20 protein-coding genes and 1 tRNA gene are annotated in these 23202 nt (G+C 34.4%); 12 read left to right on the top strand and 9 right to left on the bottom strand.

The window, feature by feature from the left end; translation table 11 throughout:
- Window positions 1-39 precede the first annotated feature (39 nt).
- A complete protein-coding gene (locus ACSSV5_RS04530; RefSeq protein ID WP_454244951.1) occupies window positions 40-1269 on the bottom strand; it encodes an HD domain-containing protein in 1230 nt (409 codons plus the stop codon).
- A gap of 34 nt (window positions 1270-1303) precedes the next feature.
- Between ACSSV5_RS04530 and porX the strand changes: the two genes are divergently transcribed.
- The 10 genes from porX to ACSSV5_RS04480 all read left to right on the top strand — a co-directional run bounded on the left by porX (window position 1304) and on the right by ACSSV5_RS04480 (window position 9893).
- Window positions 1304-2860: a T9SS response regulator signal transducer PorX gene (gene porX / locus ACSSV5_RS04525; RefSeq protein ID WP_211064457.1), complete on the top strand. Its 1557-nt coding sequence runs from the start codon at window positions 1304-1306 to the stop codon at window positions 2858-2860.
- 73 nt (window positions 2861-2933) lie between these two features.
- Window positions 2934-3341, top strand: a complete 408-nt coding sequence (tsaE, locus tag ACSSV5_RS04520; protein ID WP_454244950.1) for a tRNA (adenosine(37)-N6)-threonylcarbamoyltransferase complex ATPase subunit type 1 TsaE — start codon at window positions 2934-2936, stop codon at window positions 3339-3341.
- 255 nt (window positions 3342-3596) lie between these two features.
- Window positions 3597-4424, top strand: coding sequence for a prephenate dehydratase (locus ACSSV5_RS04515; protein ID WP_454244949.1), 828 nt, complete (start codon window positions 3597-3599; stop codon window positions 4422-4424).
- Complete coding sequence (locus tag ACSSV5_RS04510; RefSeq protein ID WP_454244948.1) at window positions 4421-5578, top strand: pyridoxal phosphate-dependent aminotransferase; 1158 nt, start codon at window positions 4421-4423, stop codon at window positions 5576-5578. Before ACSSV5_RS04515 ends, ACSSV5_RS04510 begins: the two co-directional genes overlap by 4 nt.
- Entirely contained in the window at window positions 5575-6429 is an 855-nt protein-coding gene (locus ACSSV5_RS04505; protein WP_454244947.1) for a prephenate dehydrogenase, read from the top strand. Before ACSSV5_RS04510 ends, ACSSV5_RS04505 begins: the two co-directional genes overlap by 4 nt.
- Before the next feature lie 10 nt (window positions 6430-6439).
- Window positions 6440-7531, top strand: a complete 1092-nt coding sequence (locus ACSSV5_RS04500; RefSeq protein WP_454244946.1) for a chorismate mutase — start codon at window positions 6440-6442, stop codon at window positions 7529-7531.
- 24 nt (window positions 7532-7555) lie between these two features.
- A complete protein-coding gene (gene rsgA / locus ACSSV5_RS04495; RefSeq protein ID WP_454244945.1) occupies window positions 7556-8512 on the top strand; it encodes a ribosome small subunit-dependent GTPase A in 957 nt (318 codons plus the stop codon).
- Window positions 8513-8515: 3 nt separating this feature from the next.
- A complete protein-coding gene (gene dtd / locus ACSSV5_RS04490) occupies window positions 8516-8968 on the top strand; it encodes a D-aminoacyl-tRNA deacylase (RefSeq protein ID WP_454244944.1) in 453 nt (150 codons plus the stop codon).
- A 319-nt stretch (window positions 8969-9287) separates the two neighbouring features.
- Entirely contained in the window at window positions 9288-9719 is a 432-nt protein-coding gene (locus ACSSV5_RS04485; protein ID WP_211064466.1) for an FKBP-type peptidyl-prolyl cis-trans isomerase, read from the top strand.
- A 102-nt stretch (window positions 9720-9821) separates the two neighbouring features.
- Window positions 9822-9893 (top strand) — tRNA-Arg (locus ACSSV5_RS04480).
- Window positions 9894-10196: 303 nt separating this feature from the next.
- Here the strand turns inward: ACSSV5_RS04480 and ACSSV5_RS04475 are convergent.
- The 8 genes from ACSSV5_RS04475 to ACSSV5_RS04440 are packed head-to-tail and all read right to left on the bottom strand — an operon-like array spanning window position 10197 to window position 21868.
- Complete coding sequence (locus ACSSV5_RS04475; RefSeq protein WP_454244943.1) at window positions 10197-12026, bottom strand: cytochrome c oxidase subunit I; 1830 nt, start codon at window positions 12024-12026, stop codon at window positions 10197-10199.
- Between the two features lie 19 nt (window positions 12027-12045).
- The gene (locus tag ACSSV5_RS04470; RefSeq protein ID WP_454244942.1) at window positions 12046-13107 is read right to left on the bottom strand and encodes a cytochrome c oxidase subunit II; all 1062 of its coding nucleotides are present in this window, start codon (window positions 13105-13107) and stop codon (window positions 12046-12048) included.
- A gap of 26 nt (window positions 13108-13133) precedes the next feature.
- Window positions 13134-14459: a quinol:cytochrome C oxidoreductase gene (locus ACSSV5_RS04465; RefSeq protein WP_454244941.1), complete on the bottom strand. Its 1326-nt coding sequence runs from the start codon at window positions 14457-14459 to the stop codon at window positions 13134-13136.
- A 23-nt stretch (window positions 14460-14482) separates the two neighbouring features.
- Window positions 14483-15118: a c-type cytochrome gene (locus tag ACSSV5_RS04460; protein WP_454244940.1), complete on the bottom strand. Its 636-nt coding sequence runs from the start codon at window positions 15116-15118 to the stop codon at window positions 14483-14485.
- Window positions 15119-15121: 3 nt separating this feature from the next.
- A complete protein-coding gene (locus tag ACSSV5_RS04455; RefSeq protein WP_454244939.1) occupies window positions 15122-15646 on the bottom strand; it encodes a DUF3341 domain-containing protein in 525 nt (174 codons plus the stop codon).
- A gap of 2 nt (window positions 15647-15648) precedes the next feature.
- Window positions 15649-17394, bottom strand: coding sequence for an NrfD/PsrC family molybdoenzyme membrane anchor subunit (nrfD, locus tag ACSSV5_RS04450; RefSeq protein WP_454244938.1), 1746 nt, complete (start codon window positions 17392-17394; stop codon window positions 15649-15651).
- Between the two features lie 23 nt (window positions 17395-17417).
- Complete coding sequence (locus ACSSV5_RS04445) at window positions 17418-20495, bottom strand: TAT-variant-translocated molybdopterin oxidoreductase (protein ID WP_454244937.1); 3078 nt, start codon at window positions 20493-20495, stop codon at window positions 17418-17420.
- A gap of 26 nt (window positions 20496-20521) precedes the next feature.
- Window positions 20522-21868, bottom strand: coding sequence for a c-type cytochrome (locus ACSSV5_RS04440; protein ID WP_454244936.1), 1347 nt, complete (start codon window positions 21866-21868; stop codon window positions 20522-20524).
- Between the two features lie 191 nt (window positions 21869-22059).
- Between ACSSV5_RS04440 and ACSSV5_RS04435 the strand changes: the two genes are divergently transcribed.
- Window positions 22060-22419, top strand: a complete 360-nt coding sequence (locus ACSSV5_RS04435; RefSeq protein ID WP_211064472.1) for an SPOR domain-containing protein — start codon at window positions 22060-22062, stop codon at window positions 22417-22419.
- A 57-nt stretch (window positions 22420-22476) separates the two neighbouring features.
- Window positions 22477-23166, top strand: a complete 690-nt coding sequence (locus ACSSV5_RS04430) for a TIGR04282 family arsenosugar biosynthesis glycosyltransferase (protein WP_454244935.1) — start codon at window positions 22477-22479, stop codon at window positions 23164-23166.
- The last annotated feature ends 36 nt before the right edge of the window (window positions 23167-23202 follow it).

Genomic DNA, 23202 nt, shown 5'->3' with positions numbered 1-23202 from the left:
AAGTTAGTTCCATCACTTTCAATGTTGGACATCATTTCTCTATTGCAGTCCTTTAGGATAGCAGATATAATACTTAACCACAGGTTGAGCTAAGGTTTTTAAATTCAATTGATCCGAAACTTGAGAGACTTCTTTGATTTTTTCATTTTTAAACAAAATCATAATCTGCTGATAATCATAGTTATACGCTTGATTTGACGTGCTGCCTTCAAAGAAAAAATATTTAGCTTCTTCTGAAGTGATGTTAAATTGTTTTTGAATATTGTGTTTTATATTTTCTATTTTTTTGGCTTTAAAAGCTTTGTTTTTCAACTTGACTTTAAACAATTTTCTGTTGATAAGCATTTGGCATAGTTTACTCAAAATTCGATCTGAATGGTTTTGCCATTGTTTTATGGCAGTCATAATATCATAATCATCAAGTTGAGCGAAACGTTCTAAAATTTCAAGGCTAAAATTGTCATACAAAATGTTGTGATTTAAAAAGTAAGACAGACTTGAGTTGGATTGCAATTCATTGCCTTTTTGAATTAATTCTTTAGCTCTTTGAAGTATTTTTATCAAAATCAATTCTGCACCAAGGCTGGTTTTGTGCAAATAGACTTGCCAATACATCAAACGTCTCGCTAATAAAAATTTTTCTACTGAATAAATGCCTTTTTCTTCAATCATCAATTGATTGTCTCTCACATTAATCATTGTGATTAATCTATCAGAATTGATATTGCCTTCAGCCACGCCAGTGTAAAAACTATCGCGTTTTAAATAATCCAACCGGTCAATATCTAATTGACCTGCAACAAGTTGGGTTAAAAATTCTTTATCATAATTACCTTTAAAAATTTTAATAGCTAAATCAAGTTTGCCATTAAAATCTTGATTGAGCGTTTCCATAAATTCTAAAGATAAATTTTCATGGCTCAAACCTTCAATCAAACTATTTTCTAAAGCGTGTGAAAAAGGACCGTGACCAATATCGTGAAGCAAAATAGCTATGAGTGTAGCTTCTTCTTCGTCTTTGGTAATTTTAATACCTTTAAATTTTAAGGTTTGAATAGCCTTTTGCATTAAATACAAACAACCCAAAGCGTGCTGAAAACGCGTGTGTTGTGCACCAGGATAAACCAAATGCGACAAACCCATTTGCGAAATTCGCCTAAGTCTCTGAAAATAAGGATGTTCAATTAAATCAAAGATGAGTTCGCTTGGAATGGTAATAAAACCATATATTGGGTCGTTTATAATCTTGAGTTTGTTTTGTTTTTTCAAAATAATTTCGCTTAATTTCAGCAAATATAAATATATGACTAAGATAAAAATACTTTGGGTGGATGATGAAATTGATTTGTTAAAACCACATATCATGTTTTTGACTAAAAAAGACTATGAGGTTACGACTTGTCAAAGTGGTGTGGAAGCCATAGAAACCATTGACAATGAACGTTTTGACATTGTGTTTTTAGATGAAAATATGCCCGGACTTTCAGGCATTGACACCTTAGCTGAAATCAAAGCTAAACAAAACAACTTGCCTGTGGTGATGATTACTAAAAGTGAAGAAGAGTATATCATGGAAGAAGCCATTGGTTCTAAAATTGCAGATTATTTGATTAAACCCGTCAATCCTAATCAAATTTTGTTGAGTTTAAAAAAGAATTTAGACCACAGCCGATTGGTCTCTGAACGCACAACTTCGCATTATCAACAAGCGTTTAGAAAACTGTCTATGGATTTGTCACAAGTCAATTCTCATCAAGAATGGGTAGAGCTTTACAAACAACTCTTGTATTGGGAAATGGAACTTGACCATCTTGATGATTCTTCGATGACAGAAATTTTAGAATCTCAAAAACAAGAAGCCAATTCTGCGTTTTTTAAATTCATCACTAAAAATTACGAATCTTGGTTTGACCGTAATACTGACGAAGCACCAACTCTGTCTCATCAATTGTTTAAAACAAAAGTGGTTCCTGAGCTTAAAGACGAACAACCAATATTGATGGTGGTTGTAGATAATTTGAGATACGACCAATTGAAAGCCATTGAACCTATTATCAACAACCACTTTAAAAAAGAAAAAGAAGACGCTTTTTTTAGCATTTTGCCCTCTGCAACTCAATATGCCAGAAATGCTATTTTTTCAGGTTTGATGCCGTTGGATATGCAAAAACTTTACCCGAATTTGTGGTTAAATGATACCGATGAAGGTGGAAAAAATATGCACGAAGCTGAATTTCTTGACAACCAATTGAAACGTCTCGGTTTGCATATCAGCCATTCTTATCACAAAATCACGTCTTTAGAAAAAGGACGAACATTGGCAGATAATTTTGGACAATACAAAAATCAAGACCTCACTGTGGTTGTTTATAATTTTGTAGATATGCTGTCTCACGCTAAGACAGAGATGCAAGTTGTTAAAGAATTGGCTTCAAATGACAAATCTTATCGCTCTCTAACCACGAGTTGGTTTAAAAATTCGCCTTTATTAGATATCATTATCAAAGCACAACGATTAGGTTTTAAACTGATTTTAACCACAGACCACGGCACGATTAATGTAAAAAATCCAACTAAAATAATCGGTGATAAAAATACCAGCACCAACTTGCGTTATAAAACAGGTAAGAGTTTGACTTATAATGAAAAAGATGTTTATGCGGTTAAAAATCCTTCAAACATTCGCTTGCCGAGTATCAATATGAGCAGTTCGTATGTGTTTGCTAAAGGCGATTATTTTTTGGCTTATCCCAACAACTATAATTACTACGTCAAATATTACAAAAACACCTTTCAACACGGTGGCATTTCTCTCGAAGAAATGATAATTCCTTTTGCTGTATTTTCGCCAAAAGGGTAAAAGCCTTCTTTTTTTTAGCTGGATATGAGTTTACATATGAAATCAAATTCAATAGTTTAGAAATTCTTTAATTATGACTTACGGTTTAGACAATCTTGAGGAGGTTGCTCGTTATATTTTAAACAACTCAACGCATAAAACGTTTTTGTTTTTTGGAGAAATGGGCGTTGGCAAAACCACATTGATCAAAGCTTTGGTCAAACATCTCGGCAGTGAGGATAATGTTTCTAGTCCAACCTATGCTTTGGTTAACGAATATCTCACTGATGACAAACCCATTTACCATTTTGATTTTTATCGGATCAATTCTATCGAAGAAGTTTACGATATAGGTTTTGAAGATTATCTCGCTCAAGATGCACATATCATCATCGAGTGGCCAGAACTGATTAAACCTTTATGGCCAGAGAAATTTGTAAAAGTTAAATTGAACTTGGTTGATGATGACAAGCGTAAGGTTGAAATGAGTGAGGTTTTTTAAATCATTAATTGTTTTGGATTGTTGAACTTTAAATGGTTATTTGAAAATTTAAGTTTCTTTATAAATTCATTTGCTCAATTGAATTTTATCTATAACTTAGCCAACTGATTATGAAAACAAATACTTTTTTCTTTGACGGTTTCTATTATGCTTTTTTTAAAAGCGTACGGGACTGTTATTGAAATATTAAAAAAATATTTAAAATAATAAAGTCCCGAACCAGTTTCGGGATTTTTTTTTGATTAAAACTAAAATATGACAGAACGCATAGCAATTCAAGGCATAAAAGGCTCAAACCATCATAAAGTGGTATGCGATTTTATTTCAAAACAAGCTAAAACCAAAGCTTGTATGAGTTTTAATAGTTTAGTAAAAGCAGTTATTTCAAAAGAGGTTGATTATGGTATTATGGCGATAGAAAACTCTATTGCTGGTAGTATTTTATCAAATTATACTTTAATCAGTGAGCATAATTTGAGTATTTCAGCTGAATATTATTTAGATATCAAACACAATCTCGTCGCGTTAAAAGGTCAAAATTTAGAAGATATTAAATCGGTAAATTCTCATCAAATGGCGTTTTTGCAATGTGGAAAGTTTTTTAATCAACATTCTAATTTAAAATTGGTGGAAGATGTAGATACCGCTTTACCTGCACAAATTATTGCCGAAAAACAAATTCATCATACTGCTGCCATTGTGCCTGACGGGACGGCTGAGTTGTTTGGTTTAGACATTTTGAAATCTCATATCCAAGACAACGACTTCAATTCTACACGTTTTGTAAAAGTTGAAAGAAATCTAAAAATCATCCCAAACCAGTCAGCCGATAAAGCTTCAATCCGTTTTGAATTGGCTCACGAACCGGGAAGTTTGTTTAAAGTTTTGGCTTTGCTACAAGAATACAATATCAATATGACCAAAATCCAATCTATACCGACGCCACTTTCTAAATGGAATTATGCATTTTATGTGGATATGATTTTTTTACCAGAAATTGATATGGAAAATTTAATTGAAAAACTAAAATCAATCACACATCATTTTAAACTCCTCGGAATTTATAAACAAGCACAAAAATGATACAACCTGCCGAACGACTTGCTCAAATTAAAGAATATTACTTCTCTAAAAAACTTAAAGAAGTTAAACGCCTTATCGATGATGGTAATCCCATAATTAATTTAGGAATCGGTTCTCCCGATATCAATCCACCTGAATCTGTTGTTGAAAGTTTGATAAAAGCTACAGCAGATGAAAAAGCCCATCAATATCAAGCTTACGCTGGCATTCCTAGTTTACGTGAAGCGATCAAAACCTTTTACGATAAAACTTATCAAGTTAAACTTTCAAAAGATAATCAAATTTTACCGCTTATAGGCAGTAAAGAAGGGATTATGCATATTTCTATGGCGTTTCTTAATCCAGGTGATGACGTCTTAGTGCCAAACCCTGGCTATCCAACTTATGCTGCTGTGTCAGGCTTAGTTCAAGCCAAAACTTTGTATTATGATTTAAAAGAAAATCAAAATTGGCAACCTGATATTGAGCAGCTTTCAAAACTCATAACACCAAAAACCAAACTGATGTGGATCAATTATCCGCATATGCCAACAGGAGCTAAAGCTGATGACGACACAATTAACAATCTTATAGAGTTCACAAAACAAAATCATATTCTATTGGTTAATGACAATCCGTATAGCTTGATTCTCAATGATAAACCTTTTAGTATTTTAAAACATCGTTGGCCCAATAATCACGTTTTAGAACTCAATTCGCTGAGCAAAACCTTTAATCTTTCAGGTTGGCGAGTCGGTATGCTTTGTGGTCATCAAGATTTGATACAACAAGTTGTCAAAGTCAAATCGAATATGGATAGCGGTATGTTTTACCCTATTCAAAAAGGTGGTGAAAAGGCACTTCAATTGTCATCAAAATGGTATCAATACCTCAATGCTATTTACACGAAACGACGAGATTTAGTATGGCAAATTTGTAATCAACTTGATTTGAAATACAACAAAAACAACTCAGGACTTTTTGTTTGGGCAAAAATTCAATCTCAACTTTCTGCTAAAACTTTATCGGATATTTTACTTCACGATTATCATATATTTGTAACACCTGGTGACGTGTTTGGTTCTAATGGTCAAGGTTATTTAAGGTTTTCACTTTGCGTCAATCAAGATGAATTAAAGACGTGCTTAGAGCGAACAAAACACTTCAAGGCATGAAAAAAGTAATTGGCATAGGATTAGGCTTAATAGGCGGCTCGATGTTATTGAGTTTAAAACGCTTTTGGTCAAAAGCTGAGTTTTTAGGACAAGACATAAATAAAGATCACTTAGATAAGGCAATTGATTTAGGTATTATTAATAAGGAAGCTCAAAAACAAGATTTCAAAAATGCAGACTTGGTCATTGTAAGCATTCCTGTTGATATAGCTCCAAATGTGATTCACGAGCTGTTAAATCAAATCGGTTCAAACACGTTAGTCATCGATACAGGTTCTACCAAAACTAAACTTTGTGAGCATCTGAAAAATCATCCCAAACGTGAACAATTTATGGCGACGCATCCCATTGCAGGAACAGAATTTTCTGGACCTCAAGCAGCTTTCTCCGAGTTGTTTGATCATAAAACGATGATTGTTTGCGAAGTCGAAAAAACCAATTTAAAACTTCAACAATTGGCCATTCAATGTTTTGAAAAGATGCAGATGAAAATGAGATATATGAATCCTGTATCGCATAACAAGCATATGGCTTACGTCTCCCATTTATCACATATCAGTTCATTTATGTTAGGCAAAACGGTAATCGACAAAGAAGAAAACGAACGCAATATTTTTGACTTGGCAGGCAGTGGATTTGAATCTACCGTAAGGTTAGCCAAAAGTAATCCACAAACTTGGACACCTATTTTTAAACAAAATAAAACATTTGTTTTGGAAGCCTTATCAGAATATATTAATAATTTGAAAAATTTTGAAACCGCTTTAAAACAAGACGATTTTGAACAATTATACAAAGAGATGAACAATACAAATGTTGTAAAAGATATTTTAAAAGGCATACATTTATAAAAATACAGCTATGACAAATCAAAACACATTTAAAAACTGGTTAGAAGCTTTCAATCTTGAACATCCTCTGGTCATTGCTGGACCCTGTAGTGCAGAAACCGAAGATCAAGTACTTAAAATTGCTCATCAACTTAAAAACACAGACACCTCGGTAATGCGTGCTGGCATTTGGAAACCCCGAACCAAACCAGGTAACTTTGAAGGCGTAGGTAAAATAGGCTTAGATTGGCTCAAAAAAGCCAAAGCCGAAACCGGACTCAAAATCGCTACCGAAGTGGCCAACAAAACTCATGTTGATTTAGCACTTGAAGCCGATGTTGATGTGTTGTGGATTGGAGCACGAAGCACCGTTAGCCCATTTATCGTTCAAGATATTGCCGATGCCTTAAAAGGTACAGATAAAATTGTATTGGTCAAAAACCCTGTCAATCCAGATTTATCACTTTGGCTCGGAGCAGTGGAACGCCTACATAAAGCTGATATCCCAAATCTCGGTGTCATTCATCGCGGATTTTCGACTTACGAAAAAACCCGATACCGAAACAACCCTGAATGGCAACTGGCGGTAGATTTACAAAATGAATTTCCAGATTTGCCTTTAATTGTCGATCCATCGCATATCGCTGGACGACGCGATATTATTTTTGATATTTGCCAGACTGCACTTGACCTTAATTACGATGGTATCATGGTAGAAACGCATCATTTGCCAGATGAAGCTTGGAGTGATGCTGCTCAACAAATCACGCCTGAGGCTTTAGACCAAATGACTAAAGTTTTAAAAATAAGAAAAGAACACAGTGAAGCGAATGAATTTAAAAACAAATTGAATACCTTAAGAACCAAAATTGATGTAATTGACCATCAAATTATCAATCAATTGGGCAAACGTATGAAAATTGCTGATGAAATTGGAACACTGAAAAAGAAAAATAACGTTGCTATTTTACAAACCAAACGCTGGAATGAAATTTTAGATAAAATGATAAAGGAAGGTACTGAAAATGGATTAAGTGAAGATTTTGTGACTAAATTTCTCAAAGCTATTCACCAAGAGTCCATTGCACATCAACATAAAGTTTTGACAGGAGATAAAAAATGATATTTTTACAATTCAAAATTTCAAATGAAAGGCATCGTTTATAAATCTACTGGCAGTTGGTATCAGGTAAAAACCTCTGACAACGCTTTTTATAACTGCAAACTGAAAGGCAAAATTAGACTTCAGGGTCTAAAAAGCACCAACCCCATTGCCGTAGGCGATAAAGTCGATTTTGAGGTCACAAAAGACGGCGATGAAACCATTGGCATGATAAAAGATTTTGAAGCCCGTAAAAATTACATCATTCGCAAATCGGTTAACTTATCTAAGCAAACCCACATTATTGCAGCCAATATAGATTTGGCATTTTTAGTGATTACGCTTAATAATCCCGAAACTACAACCACTTTTATTGACAGGTTTCTGGCTTCTGCAGAAGCCTTTGATGTGGAATGTGTTTTATTGTTCAATAAATTAGATACTTTAGACCAAAACGAATTTGGCGAACTTAAATATTTAGCTGAAATTTATCGTGAAATTGGTTATCACTGTATTGGTATTTCGGCGTCAACTGGCAAAAATTTAGATCAAGTCAAAGCCTTGATGATTGATAAAATCAGCGTGTTTGCAGGTCATAGTGGCGTTGGTAAATCGAGTATTATCAATGCTATGGATGCCAATATTAACATCAAAACCAAAGCAATTTCAGAGCAACACGCCCAAGGTCAGCATACCACAACCTTTGCCGAGATGCACGAAACCCATTTTGGAGCAAAAATTATTGACACGCCAGGCATTCGCGGTTTTGGAATGATTGATATGGAAAAAGAAGAACTCAGCGATTATTTCAGAGAATTTTTTGCTTTAAAATCAGAATGTAAATTTCATAATTGTCTACACATCAACGAGCCTAAATGTGCAATCAAGCAAGCTTTAAATCACGATATTATAGCGTTTTCAAGATATAAAAGCTATTGCCAAATTTTAGAAGAACTCGACGACCAACAACAAACTTTTCGTAAAAACCCTTATGCCGATTAAATTATGAGAGTGATTTTACAACGTGTAAAACAAGCTGAAGTCAAGGTTAAACCCGATTATCATGCTGAGATACAAGAAGGTTTATTGATATTTTTAGGCATAGCAGATGAAGATACGCAAGACGATATTGATTGGTTGGTTCGGAAAATATCGAGAATGCGTTTGTTTAGTGATGAAGCTGGCAAAATGAATCTCAGCCTTTTAGATACAGGTTTTGAAGCCTTGGTTATCAGTCAATTTACGCTTCATGCTTCTACAAAAAAAGGCAATCGCCCCAGTTTTATTAAAGCCGCAAAACCCGAATTAGCAGAACCACTTTACGAAGCCTTTGCTAATACCTTAGAACAAAACCTTAATAAAGAGGTGAAAACTGGCATTTTTGGCGGAGATATGCAAGTTACTTTAACCAATGATGGACCAGTGACGATAATTATGGATTCAAGAGATAAAGTCTGAAATTTGATGTTCTCGTTTTAATTTAATTTTCATGTGCTAGGTTTAATTCAGCACAACCCTTTGACAACAAGAGTTCAAACTGAAAGCGTAGATTGTTTCTCAAACCTGTATTAGCTCATCCACTATAAATTAAAAAAATTAATTCTATTCTATTTAGGGTCATAATGCCAAATGCATTCAAATGTGTTATAAAGAAAATTTTAACTTGAATAAAAGCAATTTAAATATTGAGTTCAAAATATTAAATAATTGATAATTAAAGCAATTAGGTTTGCAGACTTATAATAATCTGTAACTTTGTAAAAAAAATACATAATTTATGAGTCAAGTTAAAGACAAAGACACTGTAAAAGTGCATTACACAGGGAAATTAACATCAAACGATCAAGTATTTGACAGTTCTTTAGAACGTGAACCTTTAGAGTTCACTTTGGGTCAAGGTATGCTAATACCTGGATTTGAAAAAGGAATTATCGATATGAAAGTTAACGAAAAAAAGACATTAAAAATAAACAAAGACGAAGCTTATGGCGATGTACGCGACGACTTATTCCATAAAGTTAGCAAAGAACAACTTCCAGAAGAAATCAAACCAGAAGTTGGCATGGGATTAGTTTCAAAAAACCCAGATGGGAGTGAACAACAACTTCGCGTAGCCGCTGTAAATGATGACCATATTGTAGTTGATGCCAATCATCCACTTGCTGGCCATGACTTAACCTTTGAAGTTGAAGTTGTAGAAATCAAATAATTTATAATTTTGTTTTTATAATATTAAGCCGTCTTCACAGACGGTTTTTTTATTAAATGAAATAGGAGTTCTATAAATTTAAATTTAGATTTGCATTCCATTGGCTCTGTAGTTCAACGGATAGAACAAAAGTTTCCTAAACTTTAGATCTAGGTTCGATTCCTAGCAGAGCTACTGTTTTAATTCAATTATAAGATAAACTCTATAAATTACAGACTTAACGTGAGTTTGATTTATTGAAAGCTGTAAATCAGATGATTACATATTTTTGTTAGTAAATTTTGTTATTTCGAACAAAGAAAGAGGAGAAATCTCATGCTTCGCTCTATCGACATGGCAAATGATTAAATATCTGTATTTTATGTGAATATATTTTATTGGAATTTATATCGAACTCACGTTATAGTAAACTCAAGTATAACAAAAAACGCCTTAGAAACTCTAAGACGTTTATATCAATTTATGAAGCTTATTTTGCTAATGATTCATTTCTTCTTCTCCTTCTTGCAAAGGTACATTTTGTGGAACAAAATCTTGACCAGCAATCACATAGTCACTTTCATCTGAATTAAGTTTACTGTAATCGTAAGACCATCGATAAACCGTTGGCAAATCACCATACCAGTTGCCGTGAATGTGTTCTACTGGTGCAGTCCATTCTAAGGTATTTGCTTTCCACGGGTTCTGTGTTGCCCGTTTACCGTAGAAAATAGAACTGATGAAGTTGTAAATAAACACAATTTGAGCCGCAGCGGTGATAAAAGCAAACACAGAAATCAAAACATTGGTATCGGCCAAATCATCAAAGTATGGAAAAGCGGTGTTGGCATAGTAACGTCTTGGTAAACCTGCCATTCCAATAAAATGCATAGGAAAAAACACACCATAAGCACCTACAGCAGTCACCCAAAAATGGATGTATCCTAAGTTTTTGTTCATCATGCGCCCAAACATTTTTGGAAACCAATGATAAACACCAGCAAACAATCCATATAGTGCAGAAATACCCATCACTAAGTGGAAGTGTGCAATAACGAAATAAGTATCGTGAACGTTGATATCTAAGGTGCTATCACCCAAAATTATACCTGTCAATCCACCTGTAATAAAAGTAGAAACCAATCCTATGGAAAACAGCATAGCGGGATTAAATTGCAAATTTCCTTTCCACAATGTGGTAATATAATTAAAAGCTTTAACAGCTGAAGGAATTGCAATTAGTAAAGTTGTAAATGTAAACACAGATCCTAAGAAAGGATTCATCCCAGAAACAAACATATGGTGACCCCAAACTACGGTAGATAAAAAGGCAATTGCTAAGATAGAAGCAATCATTGCACGGTAACCAAATATCGGCTTACGAGCATTAGTGGCAATAACTTCAGAAGTAATACCTAAAGCTGGCAAAATAACAATATAAACTTCTGGGTGACCAAGAAACCAAAATAAGTGTTCATACAAAACAGGTGAACCGCCTTGGTGTGCCAAGACTTCACCTTGAATATAAATATCACTCAGAAAAAAAGATGTTCCAAAACTTCTATCCATCAACAACAACAAACCTGCTGATAACAAAACAGGGAAAGAAACAACACCTATGATAGCTGTGACAAATAATGCCCAAACGGTTAAAGGCAATCTTGTCATAGACATACCTTTGGTTCTCAAATTTATAACTGTAACAATATAATTAAGCGAACCGAGTAAAGATGATGCAATAAAAATAGTAATAGCAACCAACCATAAAGTCATTCCTAAACCAGAACCACCAATAGCTTCCGGCAAGGCACTCAAAGGTGGATAAACCGTCCAACCCGAAGAAGCTGGTCCAGATTCTACAAAAAAGGATGAAACTATAATGACACAAGAAATGAAAAACAACCAGTAAGAAATCATATTTAAGAAACCAGAAGCCATATCTCGGGCGCCTATTTGGAGTGGAATGAGTAAATTACTAAACGTTCCACTTAAACCAGCAGTGAGAACATAAAAAATCATTATGGTTCCGTGAATAGTAGACAAGGCAAGATATATTCCTGGGTCCATAACACCATCTTGACCAAATTTACCAAGTAGAACCTCGTAAATCCAAAATTTTTCGTCTGGCCAAGCTAATTGTAACCTCATAAGCATTGACATACTTATACCAATAAAACCCATAATCAGACCTGTAATAAGATATTGCTTAGAAATCATCTTATGGTCTGTACTAAAAATGTATTTTTCTATAAATGACTGTTCATGATGGCGATGTGCATGATCTTCCGCATGCTCGCCTGAATGTGCTGTTGTTGCTATTGCTGACATCTTTAAATTGTTTCTTTAATTATTGTTTAGCTAATAATTCTCCAAAAGTTTGTTGCTCTTCCATCCATTTGTTGAATTCTTCTTCTTCTTCAACGACTATTTTCATTTGCATATTGTAATGTGTAACACCACATATTTTATTACAAAGCAAGAAGTATTCAAATTCATAATCATCTAACTCAGAACGACCTTCTGCAATTAATTTTTTACTTCTTTCGTCGCGTATTTTGTTTATGCGTTTCACTTTCTCCAACATATAATCGCTATTTCTAATTTCATTAGAAGTTATTGTAGGTGTAAACCCAAACTCTGTAATCATACCTGGGACAACATTCATTTGAGACCTAAAGAAAGGGAAAAAGGCAGAGTGCAAAACATCTTGAGAACGGAATTTAAAAATCACAGGTTTGTTGACAGGTAAGTGCAATTCGTTAACAATTACATCGTCTTTGCCATATTCATCCGTCTCATCAACACCGAGTTGATTGACGCCTTCTATAAATCTTACATTTGCTTTGCCGAGAATATTGTCTTGACCAGCATAACGAGCTCTCCAATCAAATTGATAAGCGTATATTTCTACAACCATAGTATCTTCATCTTGCTTTGGATTCATAATTTGAGTCCAAGAAACAAGTCCGTAAATGATTAAACCTGCTAAAACAACAACAGGAATTACGGTCCAAATAAACTCTAAGGTATTATTGTCGGCATAAAACAAAGCACGTTTTCCTTTTTTACCACGATATTTGTAAGCAAAATAATGCAATAAAGCTTGAGTGATTACCTGAACAGTCATAATTATCCCTATTGATATAAACATTAATTGATCATAGGTAGAACCGTGATCTGAGGCTGCTTCTGGTAAATAAAACTTACTTAGATTCCAAAATGAATAAATCATCAAACCATAAAGAAACACCATAAATACAAGCATAATTTTGGCTTGTTTTTGGTTGTCTTTATCATTGGCAATAGCACCATCATCATCTGACGGTTTTGATAATTTGTATATTTTAGATATTTGCCAAAATGTAATGGCTAAAAGTGCTAATACGATTATGATTAAAAATGCTGTCATATATTTTTATCTTTCAATATTATAATTTAATAATGATATTGTTGGCTTTCTTTTAAAAATGGTGAATTTTTAGGAACTAAAGGAAGTTTACTAATTCCTTTAAAGGCGAACCAAATAAATAATCCTAAGAAAAAGAGTAAACTACCGATTTCTGGAATACCAATAGCCCAAGCATCTCCTACAGTACCAGGCATTATGAGTAGGAAGAAATTAAAATAGTGACCTACTAAAATCAAAATCCCTGTCAAAACAACTATCCAATTAATTCGTTTAAAGTCTGAATTCATTAAAATAAGAACTGGACCTACAAAGTTAATAGCTACAATCCCGAAAAACATCAACTTATAATTTTCAATCCTCGATACAAAATACACTGCTTCCTCTGGCATATTAGCATACCAAATCAGCATAAATTGAGAAAACCATAAATAAGTCCAAAATATGCTAAAAGCAAACATAAATTTAGCTAAATCGTGGATATGGCTGTCGTTAACTTGTTCTAACAAACCTTTTGATTTGAGATAAATACTCACTAAAGCAATAGTTGTAATAGCAGAAACAAACATACTTGCAAAGACAAACCATCCAAACAACGTGCTAAACCAGTGTGTATCAATACTCATTATCCAATCCCAAGATACTATGGCTTCAGTAATAATGAATATAGCTAAAAAGGCTATTGATAATTTGACATTTTTTTTGTATAAATTCAAGTTTAATTCATCATCTTGTTTGACAGAATTTTTGACTAATAAATGTCTAAAAAACAACCACGTAAATAAAATAATAGCTGAACGAATAAAGAAGAATGGAATATTCAAATATGCTGATTTTTCCTGTATAACTTCATCATGAGCTACAGTTTCAGGATCCATCCATATATATAAATGGTTGAGTTGCAAACTTGAGAGTATAAGAAATAAGAAAATCAAAATTCCACCAGGCAACATATAATTTGAAATTCCCTGCATAACTCTAAACAATAGTGGAGACCAACCAGCTTGAGACACATTTTGTATAGCGTAAAACACAAGAGCTCCAACTGCAATTAAAAAGAAAAACAACATTGGCACAAAAACGGCTGACCAAGGTCTGTTTTGCATTTGATGATAAGCATGCTCAAGATGTTCATCGCTATGAGCTTCTTCTGCATGATTTGAGCTTTGCCCTTCAACTTGATGTGTATTTGCTGTTTCAGCATGAGAATCGCCATGTTCAGCTTTGTGTTCTAATAATTCTTTAGCTTCAGCTTTTGAGCTTGGGGCTTGCCAAAAGCCATAAGCTATCCCTAAAACACCCACAACCATAAAAATGATTGCTGATAAGCGAAGTTTGTTGGACATTTTATACATGATAATCTATCTTATTTTGTTCTTTATTCAGTTATTGCGACTTCTTCTTCTACAGTATTTTCAACATCTTGTTTTGTTTCTTTCTCAGTTTCAAAAGCTCTTTCTGGTTTGCCCTCAAGCTCAGCTTTGAGTTTCATGACATAATGATCAACCTGCCAAAGTTCCTTTTCACTCATTTGAGAGGCATAAGATCCCATCGTGTTTATACCATAATACATAACATGATATGTACTACCTTCAGTAATTGCTCTTCCTTGGTCATCATAAGCTGGCACACCGAGTATTTTTTCTTGTTGCACTAACCAACCTTGTCCATCTCCTTTTTGACCGTGACAAGTTGCACAATATATATTAAATAATTCTTGACCTTTTTTTAAGTTTTCCTCAGAATACACTAAAGGATTTTTAAGTTCTGCTTTTGCCAAATTATAGCCTTCTGGGTTATTTTTATAATTATAAGGCAACCAACCTCTAGGAATAGTTCCTTCAACAGGCAACATGGCTTCTTGTTCGTTAGGAAATATTGTCGCTTCTTGATATGTCTCATAGGCTAAAGACTGATACATGTCTGGAAAATACTGATAATTAGGATTGTTTTTATCAGCACATGAACTCAAGCTAAGCACAAGACAGAGTAAGATTAAAATTGAATATTTCATAGGTTAAGATTGTTTTAATGTAACTTCCTTAGCGCCTGTGGCTTGTAAAAACTCAGCTAGGCTCTGAACATTATTTTTTTCTGTACTAACTTCCATCAAAAAATGGTCATCGGTTGTTCTTGGGTCTGGATTTTCTGCTTTTTTAAATGGCCAAATTTTAGAACGCATATAAAATGTAATAACCATCAAGTGAGCTGCAAAAAACACTGTTAACTCAAACATAATAGGAATGAAAGCTGGCATATTTTGAAAGAATGTAAAACTTGGTTTACCACCAATATTTCTAGGCCAATCATCTATCATTATAAAATTCATCATCCAAACAGCAACGCCAAGACCGAGAACACCATACATAAATGAAGTAATAGCTATTCGTGTTGGTTTTAAACCTGCAGCTTTATCAAGACCGTGAACTGGAAATGGTGTAAATACTTCCTCAATATGATGATGAGCAGAACGGGTTTCTTTAACGGCTTTCATCAAGTGGTCATCATCTTCGTATAATGCTTGTAATGTGTAATTTGCCATAATTAATTCTTGTTAAGTAAGTTAGCCTCACCTATCCAATATTTAGTTTTTGATTTCGGAAACTTTTGGATAAGTTCGTCTAATATTCTAAATTCTTTTTCAGTCATCTTTGTAACTTGCTTATAAGTATAAACCCCAATTTGATTGAGTTTTTCTTCTAAAGCAGGACCAACACCAGATAAGCGTTTCAGGTCATCTGCCATATCCTTAGATGCTTTTCCTATATTTAAAATTAAAGTCTCAACTAAATTAGCATTTTCTTTATTAACCTTTTCTCTTTTATTTTCCTGTTCTGCTATTAGTTTTTCAAAATCGGGAAGCGGTTGTTGCTTAGGCAATTCATAAAGTTGAACATCATCACCTTGAGCTTCACGCATTGCTTTATATCGATCTCCAGATAGTTTTAAAATACTTTTAACCTCTGCTTGAGCAATTACTGGAAAAGTTCTAGAATATAACAAAAATAACACAAAGAAAAAGCCTATAGTTCCAATAAAGATACCAACATCAACAAAAGTAGGCGAAAACATTGACCAAGTTGATGGTGTACGCCCTTTGCTTAAACAAAGTACAATAATATCAAACCGCTCAAACCACATTCCGATATTGATTACAATAGACACTAAGAATGTCCACATAATATTTCTTCTCATCTTTTTCCACCAAAGTGAAAGTGGCACAATAAGATTACATAGTATCAATGCCCAAAACGCCCACCAATAAGGTCCAGTTGCTGCACCAAATGAAAGATAAGTATAATCCTCATAAGCACTTCCAGAATACCAAGCAATAAAAAATTCAGTAATATAAGCTGTACCAACAATTCCACCGGTTACGATGATGACTTTGTTCATCATTTCAATGTGGTCAACGGTAATATAATTCTCTAAATTTGAAACTTTACGCATTATAATCAACAAGGTTTGCACCATAGCAAAACCTGAGAAAATTGCACCGGCAACAAAATATGGTGGGAAAATTGTACTGTGCCAACCTGGAACAACCGAGGTAGCAAAGTCAAATGATACAATGGTGTGAACTGATAACACAAGTGGTGTAGCCAAACCTGCAAGGACTAAAGACACTTCTTCAAACCGTTGCCAATCTTTCATTCGTCCACTCCAGCCAAATGATAATATAGAATATATTTTTTTCTGAAATGGTAATTTTGCACGGTCTCTTATCATGGCAAAATCTGGCAACAAACCAGTGTACCAAAACACAAGTGATACCGATAGATAAGTTGAAATTGCAAATACATCCCATAAAAGCGGTGAGTTAAAATTCACCCACAACGACCCAAATTGATTAGGAATAGGCAACACCCAATAGGCTAACCAAGGACGACCCATATGAATAATCGGAAACAAACCTGCTTGAACAACAGCAAAAATGGTCATCGCCTCAGCAGAACGGTTTACCGCCATACGCCAGCGTTGTCTAAATAAGAGTAATACTGCCGATATCAAGGTTCCGGCGTGACCGATACCAACCCACCAAACAAAGTTGGTGATATCCCAAGCCCACTCAATAGTATTGTTGAGACCCCAAACACCAATTCCAGTGGAAACAGTATAAATGATACAACCTAATCCCCATAAAAATGCAATCAGAGCAATGGAAAAAACAATCCACCATAATTTGTTGGCTCTGCCTTCAATAGGTCTCGCAATATCAACCGTAACATCGTGATAAGACTTATCTCCGGTTACAAGCGGTTTTCTAATGGGTGCTTCGTAATGAGACATAATATATTTTCTAATTAATTAGTTTAAACTTCTTTTCTATTTGTGATTTTTGTTTGATAGAATACATTAGGTTTTACTCCTAAATATCCTAACAGATAGAATTTTCTATCATCTTGTAATTTTTCATAAACTGTACTAGATTTATCATTTACATCTCCAAATACCAAGGCTCCACTATCACACGCATTGCTACAAGCGGTTTGAAATTCTTCATCTTTAACGGGTCTTCCATCACGCTTAGCATCTAATATAGATTTTTGAGTCATTTGAATACACATTGAGCATTTCTCCATCACACCTCTCGAGCGCACAGTTACATCTGGATTAAGCACCATTCTTCCCAAATCATTATTCATATGATAATCAAACTCATCATTTTTGTTATATCTAAACCAGTTGAAACGTCTTACTTTATAAGGACAGTTGTTTCCACAATAACGTGTTCCAATACAACGGTTGTAAGTCATTTGGTTTTGACCTTGACGTCCGTGACCAATAGCTCCAACAGGACAAACCGTTTCACAAGGGGCGTGATTACAATGTTGGCACATTACAGGCTGAAACGCTACCTGAGGATTGTCAAATGACTCGTCTTCTACTCTTCTATGGTGGTCTAAAGCTCCATCTTCTTTATAGCGTTTTTGTTCTTCATCAAATGTATCACCAGCAGAATAGTAACGATCAATACGCAACCAGTGCATATTTCTGTTGTTTCGCACTTCTGCTTTACCAACTACTGGTACGTTATTTTCAGAATGACAAGCAATCACACAAGCTCCACATCCCGTACAAGCATTTAAATCTATTGACAAATTAAAATGATGACCAATTGAACGGTCAAATTCTTGCCATAGATTAACCTTATTTGAATCAAAAGGATATTCTTTGTGATCTTTAGAAAAAACTGGTGTTGGATTCCATTCTTCTTTGTCTTTATTAACATAGTCGGCAAGACTGGTTTCTACAATAATGTCTTTTCGACCTGCCATCGTGTTTTGCAATTGCAAACTGGCAAATTCGTGATTCCCAGAAGCCTTTTCTATGCTGACAGCTTGTATATTTTTAAAGTTTTTATATAATGGATAAGCATTCACGCCGACTTTCATTTCATCTTGTAAGCCTTCAACTTGTCCATAACCAAGGGCTAAACCAACAGAACCAAGAGCTTGACCTGGCTGAACCATAACTGGCACATTATTTAAGGTCGTTTGACCAAGTGTGATATTCACTAAATCGCCATCAATTGCACCTTTAGAGGTTACTCTATTTTCTATACCAAGTTTGTCTGCGTCAGTTTTAGAAATCGTTAAATAATTATCCCAAGTATTTCTTGTGATTGGATCTGGGAATTCTTGAAGCCAAGGATTGTTAGCACCTTTGCCATCACCCATTGCTACTTTGGTATAAAGCGTTAATTCAAAATCACCTTTTGGCGAATTAGAATTAAAAGCACTTATCATTTGACTTAAAGATTCAGTTGTAGTTGAATTGTTTTCTGATTTTTCAGTTGAAACTTCGTTTTTAGCTTCAAAAACACCATCGTGTAAAGCTGTATTCCATTTAACACCATTGGCGTATTCACTAAAGCTATTTTTAAGATAATCGTAATATTTTTCGTCGCTATCAGTCCATTTCAAAAGGCATTCTTGAAATTGTCTGGTATTGAATATTTTTTGAATTGTAGGTTGTGTTAAGGCAAAATGGTTTTTGGTCATTTGCACATCTCCCCATGATTCTAAATAATGTGGTGTAGCTGCAACATATTTTGATAACATTGCTGTTTTGTGTTTTGTGGTTGCAAAACTCACACTACATTTCACTTTCTTAAGCCCTGAAATAAATTGGTCGGCTTCAGGCAAAGCGTAAGCTGGATCGACACCGCAAGAAATCAATGCACCAACTTTTCCAGCATTCATATCCTTGACTAGCGTTTTAACATCATCATCATTACCTTGTCTTATCAATCGGTAATTTTGAGTATCAATAACTTGAGATCCAAGTGCTTCGTTGATAGCCAAAGCCATTGCTTGAGCGGCTTTATCTTGAATACCTGTTACAAAAATGGCTTTGTTTCCAGCTTTTTTAAGATGTTTTACTGCTTTAGTCGTTGCTTTTTTATGTTTGTCATCAAGTTTTGGCGAGACAGAAACTTCACCAGAAATCTGTCTGTATATTTCTAAGAGTATATTTTTCTGAACACTTGGCTTAGCAGGTACGCGTTCATCGGCATTAGCACCAGTTGTTGTTAAATTGGCTTCAAATTGGATATGTTTAGACATTTTTCCGTTTTGTGGCACACGACTTTTTGAATAGTCAGCGTCAAAACCGCCACCTTGCCAATCTCCTAAAATATCAGCACCGACAGAAACGATAGTTTCAGCTTTAGAAAAATCATAATTAGGTAATGCTCTTACGCCGTATTTAGCTTTAAACGCTTCTAACATTGAATGTTCAGAAACTGCATCGTAAGTAATATGTTTTGCCGTTGGATATTTTGCTTTAAAATCTTCAATCAATTTTTGAGTGCTTGGACTCGCAAAAGTTTGAGTTAAAAACACAATAGGCTTGCCTCCAACAGTGTCTAATTCTTTTTTTACTGCATCATCAAAAGTTTTCCAAGTCACATCTGCACCATCAATGCTTGGATTTTGCAAACGTTTAGTATCATATAAAGATAAAACTGAAGCGTGAACTCTGGCACCACCAGCAGCTTTAGCTTTAGACTTATCATTCCACTCAATTTTTATAGGTCTTCCTTCACGGGTTTTAACCAAAACGCTTGAAAAGTCAAACCCATCAGCCATAGTCGTGGCATAATAGTTTGCTACGCCAGGCACGATACGTTCTGGCTGAAACACATAAGGAATCGACTTAATCACAGGACCTTCACAAGCTGCTAAAGTAGCAGCTGCTGTGCTAAAACCGACATACTTTAAAAAATCTCTTCGGCTTGTAGAAGATTCATCTTGAGATTCTTCTTCTCTGATCTGCGATTTGCTCGGTAAATCCTCAGTAAATTCTTTGGTTTGAAGAGCCTCAACTACAGAGCTATCAGCGTTGAGCTCTTCAGGGTTTTTCCAGTATTTTTTATTTGAAGACATATAAGACTAAGTATTTCTATGGTTGATTAATAATGACATTTACCACATTCTATTCCACCCATATCGGCTACGGTAAATTCTTCTACATTATATTTTTTTGATAATTCTTCGTGAATTTTAGTATAGTATCCATTGTCTTTTACCTTAACATTGGTAGTTCGATGACAATTTATACACCATCCCATTGTTAAAGGTGCGTTTTGATACATCACCTCCATTTCTTGAACAGGACCGTGACATTGTTGACACGCAATTTGCCCTACCGTAACGTGCTGTGAATGGTTAAAATAAACCAAGTCAGGTAAATTATGAATTCTAACCCACTTAACAGGTTTAGATTCACCCGTAAAAGATTGCGTGGTTTTATCCCAACCTACAGCTTCATAAAGTTTGGCGATTTCAGCATTATAATCTACATTAAATTCTTCTTTACCTTTAGCTTGTGTTTCAGGTGCCACTTCTGCGATTTGTTTGTGACAATTCATACAAACATTGAGAGAAGGAATGCCCGAATGTTTTGAAACTCGAGCTGATGAGTGACAGTATTTACAATTTATTTTATTATCACCAGCGTGAATTCTATGTGAATAATGAATAGGCTGAATCGGTTCGTAACCTTGGTCAACACCAACTTGCATCAAATAGCCATAACCAAACCAAGCCGTGGCAAGCAAAAATATAACTGCTGTAACCAAAACTAAAAATCCATTTTCAGCATAAGCTTTCCACAATGGTTTTTTTGGCTGCTCATCTTCAGATTTAATTTTAACGCCGTTTACCTCAGCAAAGCGGTTAAGCGTTTTATTGACTAAATATAAAATAACGACAAGCAGTAATAAAACAAAGGATAAAATTGCTAAAATTAAATCTGTAGAAATTTGATTACCTTGAGCTTGCCCACCGGCAGCTGCATTGTCTGCAACAGCGACTTTAGGTTCAGGTTTTGGCTGTTCCACATAAGCTAAAATATCGTCGATATCTTGATTGCTCAACTGCGGAAAGGTGTTCATAGCCGTCTGGTTGTATTCTTCATAAATAGCCACTGCCCTTGAATCACCAGACTTAATAAGTTGTTGATTGTTTCTAATCCAAGCATAAAGCCATTCAAAATCACCATTATATTTATTGACGACACCGTTCAAAGCTGGTCCAACAAATCTTTCATAAGGTTTGTGGCAAGCTGCACATAAAGATTTGAATAGCTTTTCTCCCTTTGCAGGATCTCCTCCAGGAACAACTGAACTTGCGGTGTCAGTATTTTCTGCAGAAGCTGTTGCCGTGCTATCTACTTTTGCATCTTGAGAATAAGCACTAATGCTAAAAAGAATAAAGAATAAAGCAAAAAGAGAAGGGCGTAGAATCACCTTTTTCATAATAGTTTTCAATTAATATTAAATCAGACTATTCGCATGTCTATAAAAAAATTGAATACAAAAATAAGATAATAGGTTGATTTTGGTAATGCTGATATTTGTTAAAAGTTAATTTAAAGTGTTTCTAAATAATAAAATCAATCTTTGTATCAAAATAATTTATTTTTGTAAAACGTTTGAACTAATAACTTATGAAAAATCTGTATTGTATCTTATTCATTTGTTTGAGCTTAGCTATAAAAGCTCAAAATACAACTGTCAACACTCAAACTTTAGATAGCTTACTTTGGCTGAAGAAAAAGATGGTTAAAGATCACGAACTCAAGTCATTTTATACCATTCAGATTTTTTCAGGCACGAGAGAAAATGCTGAACAAACTAAAAGAGAATATGATTCTAAAGGCTATGGATATCAAGCTACAATAGAATACGAAACGCCAAATTATAAAGTATGGGTTGGTGAGTTTCGAACAAAATTGTATGCCGATAAAGCTTTTGCTGAGCTCAAAAAAGATTATCCCAATGCTTTAATTTTTAGACCAGGGCGATAAATCATTTTGTAAGGTTTTAAATTTTCAAACGATAAAAAAATTCAAATGCTATAAAAATTGAATTCTAAAACCGCTATTCTCGTTTTTGCCAATTCGCCTGAAGTTGATGCTCAGCGTAAAGGAATTCAACACGGCGAAAAGTTGTTTGAACAACTGAACCAAAACTTGATTCAAAAGGTAAAACGAAGTCGGTTACCCTATTTTATAACTACCGAGAAAACTCAAAAAGGGAAAAACTTTGGCGAACGCTTTTATAATGCTATTAGTGATGTTTTTGAGTCTGGTTATCAACAAGTCATCACAATTGGAAATGATACACCTCAGCTTCTAACTCAACATATCCTCAAAGCTCACCAGGCTCTAAATCAAAACAATACAATCTTAGGACCTTCAGTTGATGGTGGGTTTTACATTCTTGGAATTCACAAGAACACCTTTGATGATTTAGATTTTAAAAATTTGGCTTGGCAAACTTCTAAGTTGTTCAATCAAATTAAATCAGCTTTAATTGGTCTTCAAAACAATGTGCTTTGCTTAGAAACTTTTAATGACATCGACAATATTGAAAGTTTAAAACACATTCAAAATTTTATCCATAAAATTTCAGCTCAAATACAACATTTGATTTCAATTTTAATCAAACGATTTGAGTTTATATTTTTCAACCTACAATTTTCAACTTTAGGTGTTAATACTCAAATACCATTTAATAAAGGTTCGCCACGATTAATCTCAATCACGCGTTAAAAATTTTATTTTCAAATCCTTTATTAAATCTAAAAA

This window comes from Psychroflexus sp. MBR-150 (assembly GCF_053628795.1).
Note: the sequence above shows the minus strand (reverse complement) of the source record. Positions and strands in the feature narration are given on the sequence as shown.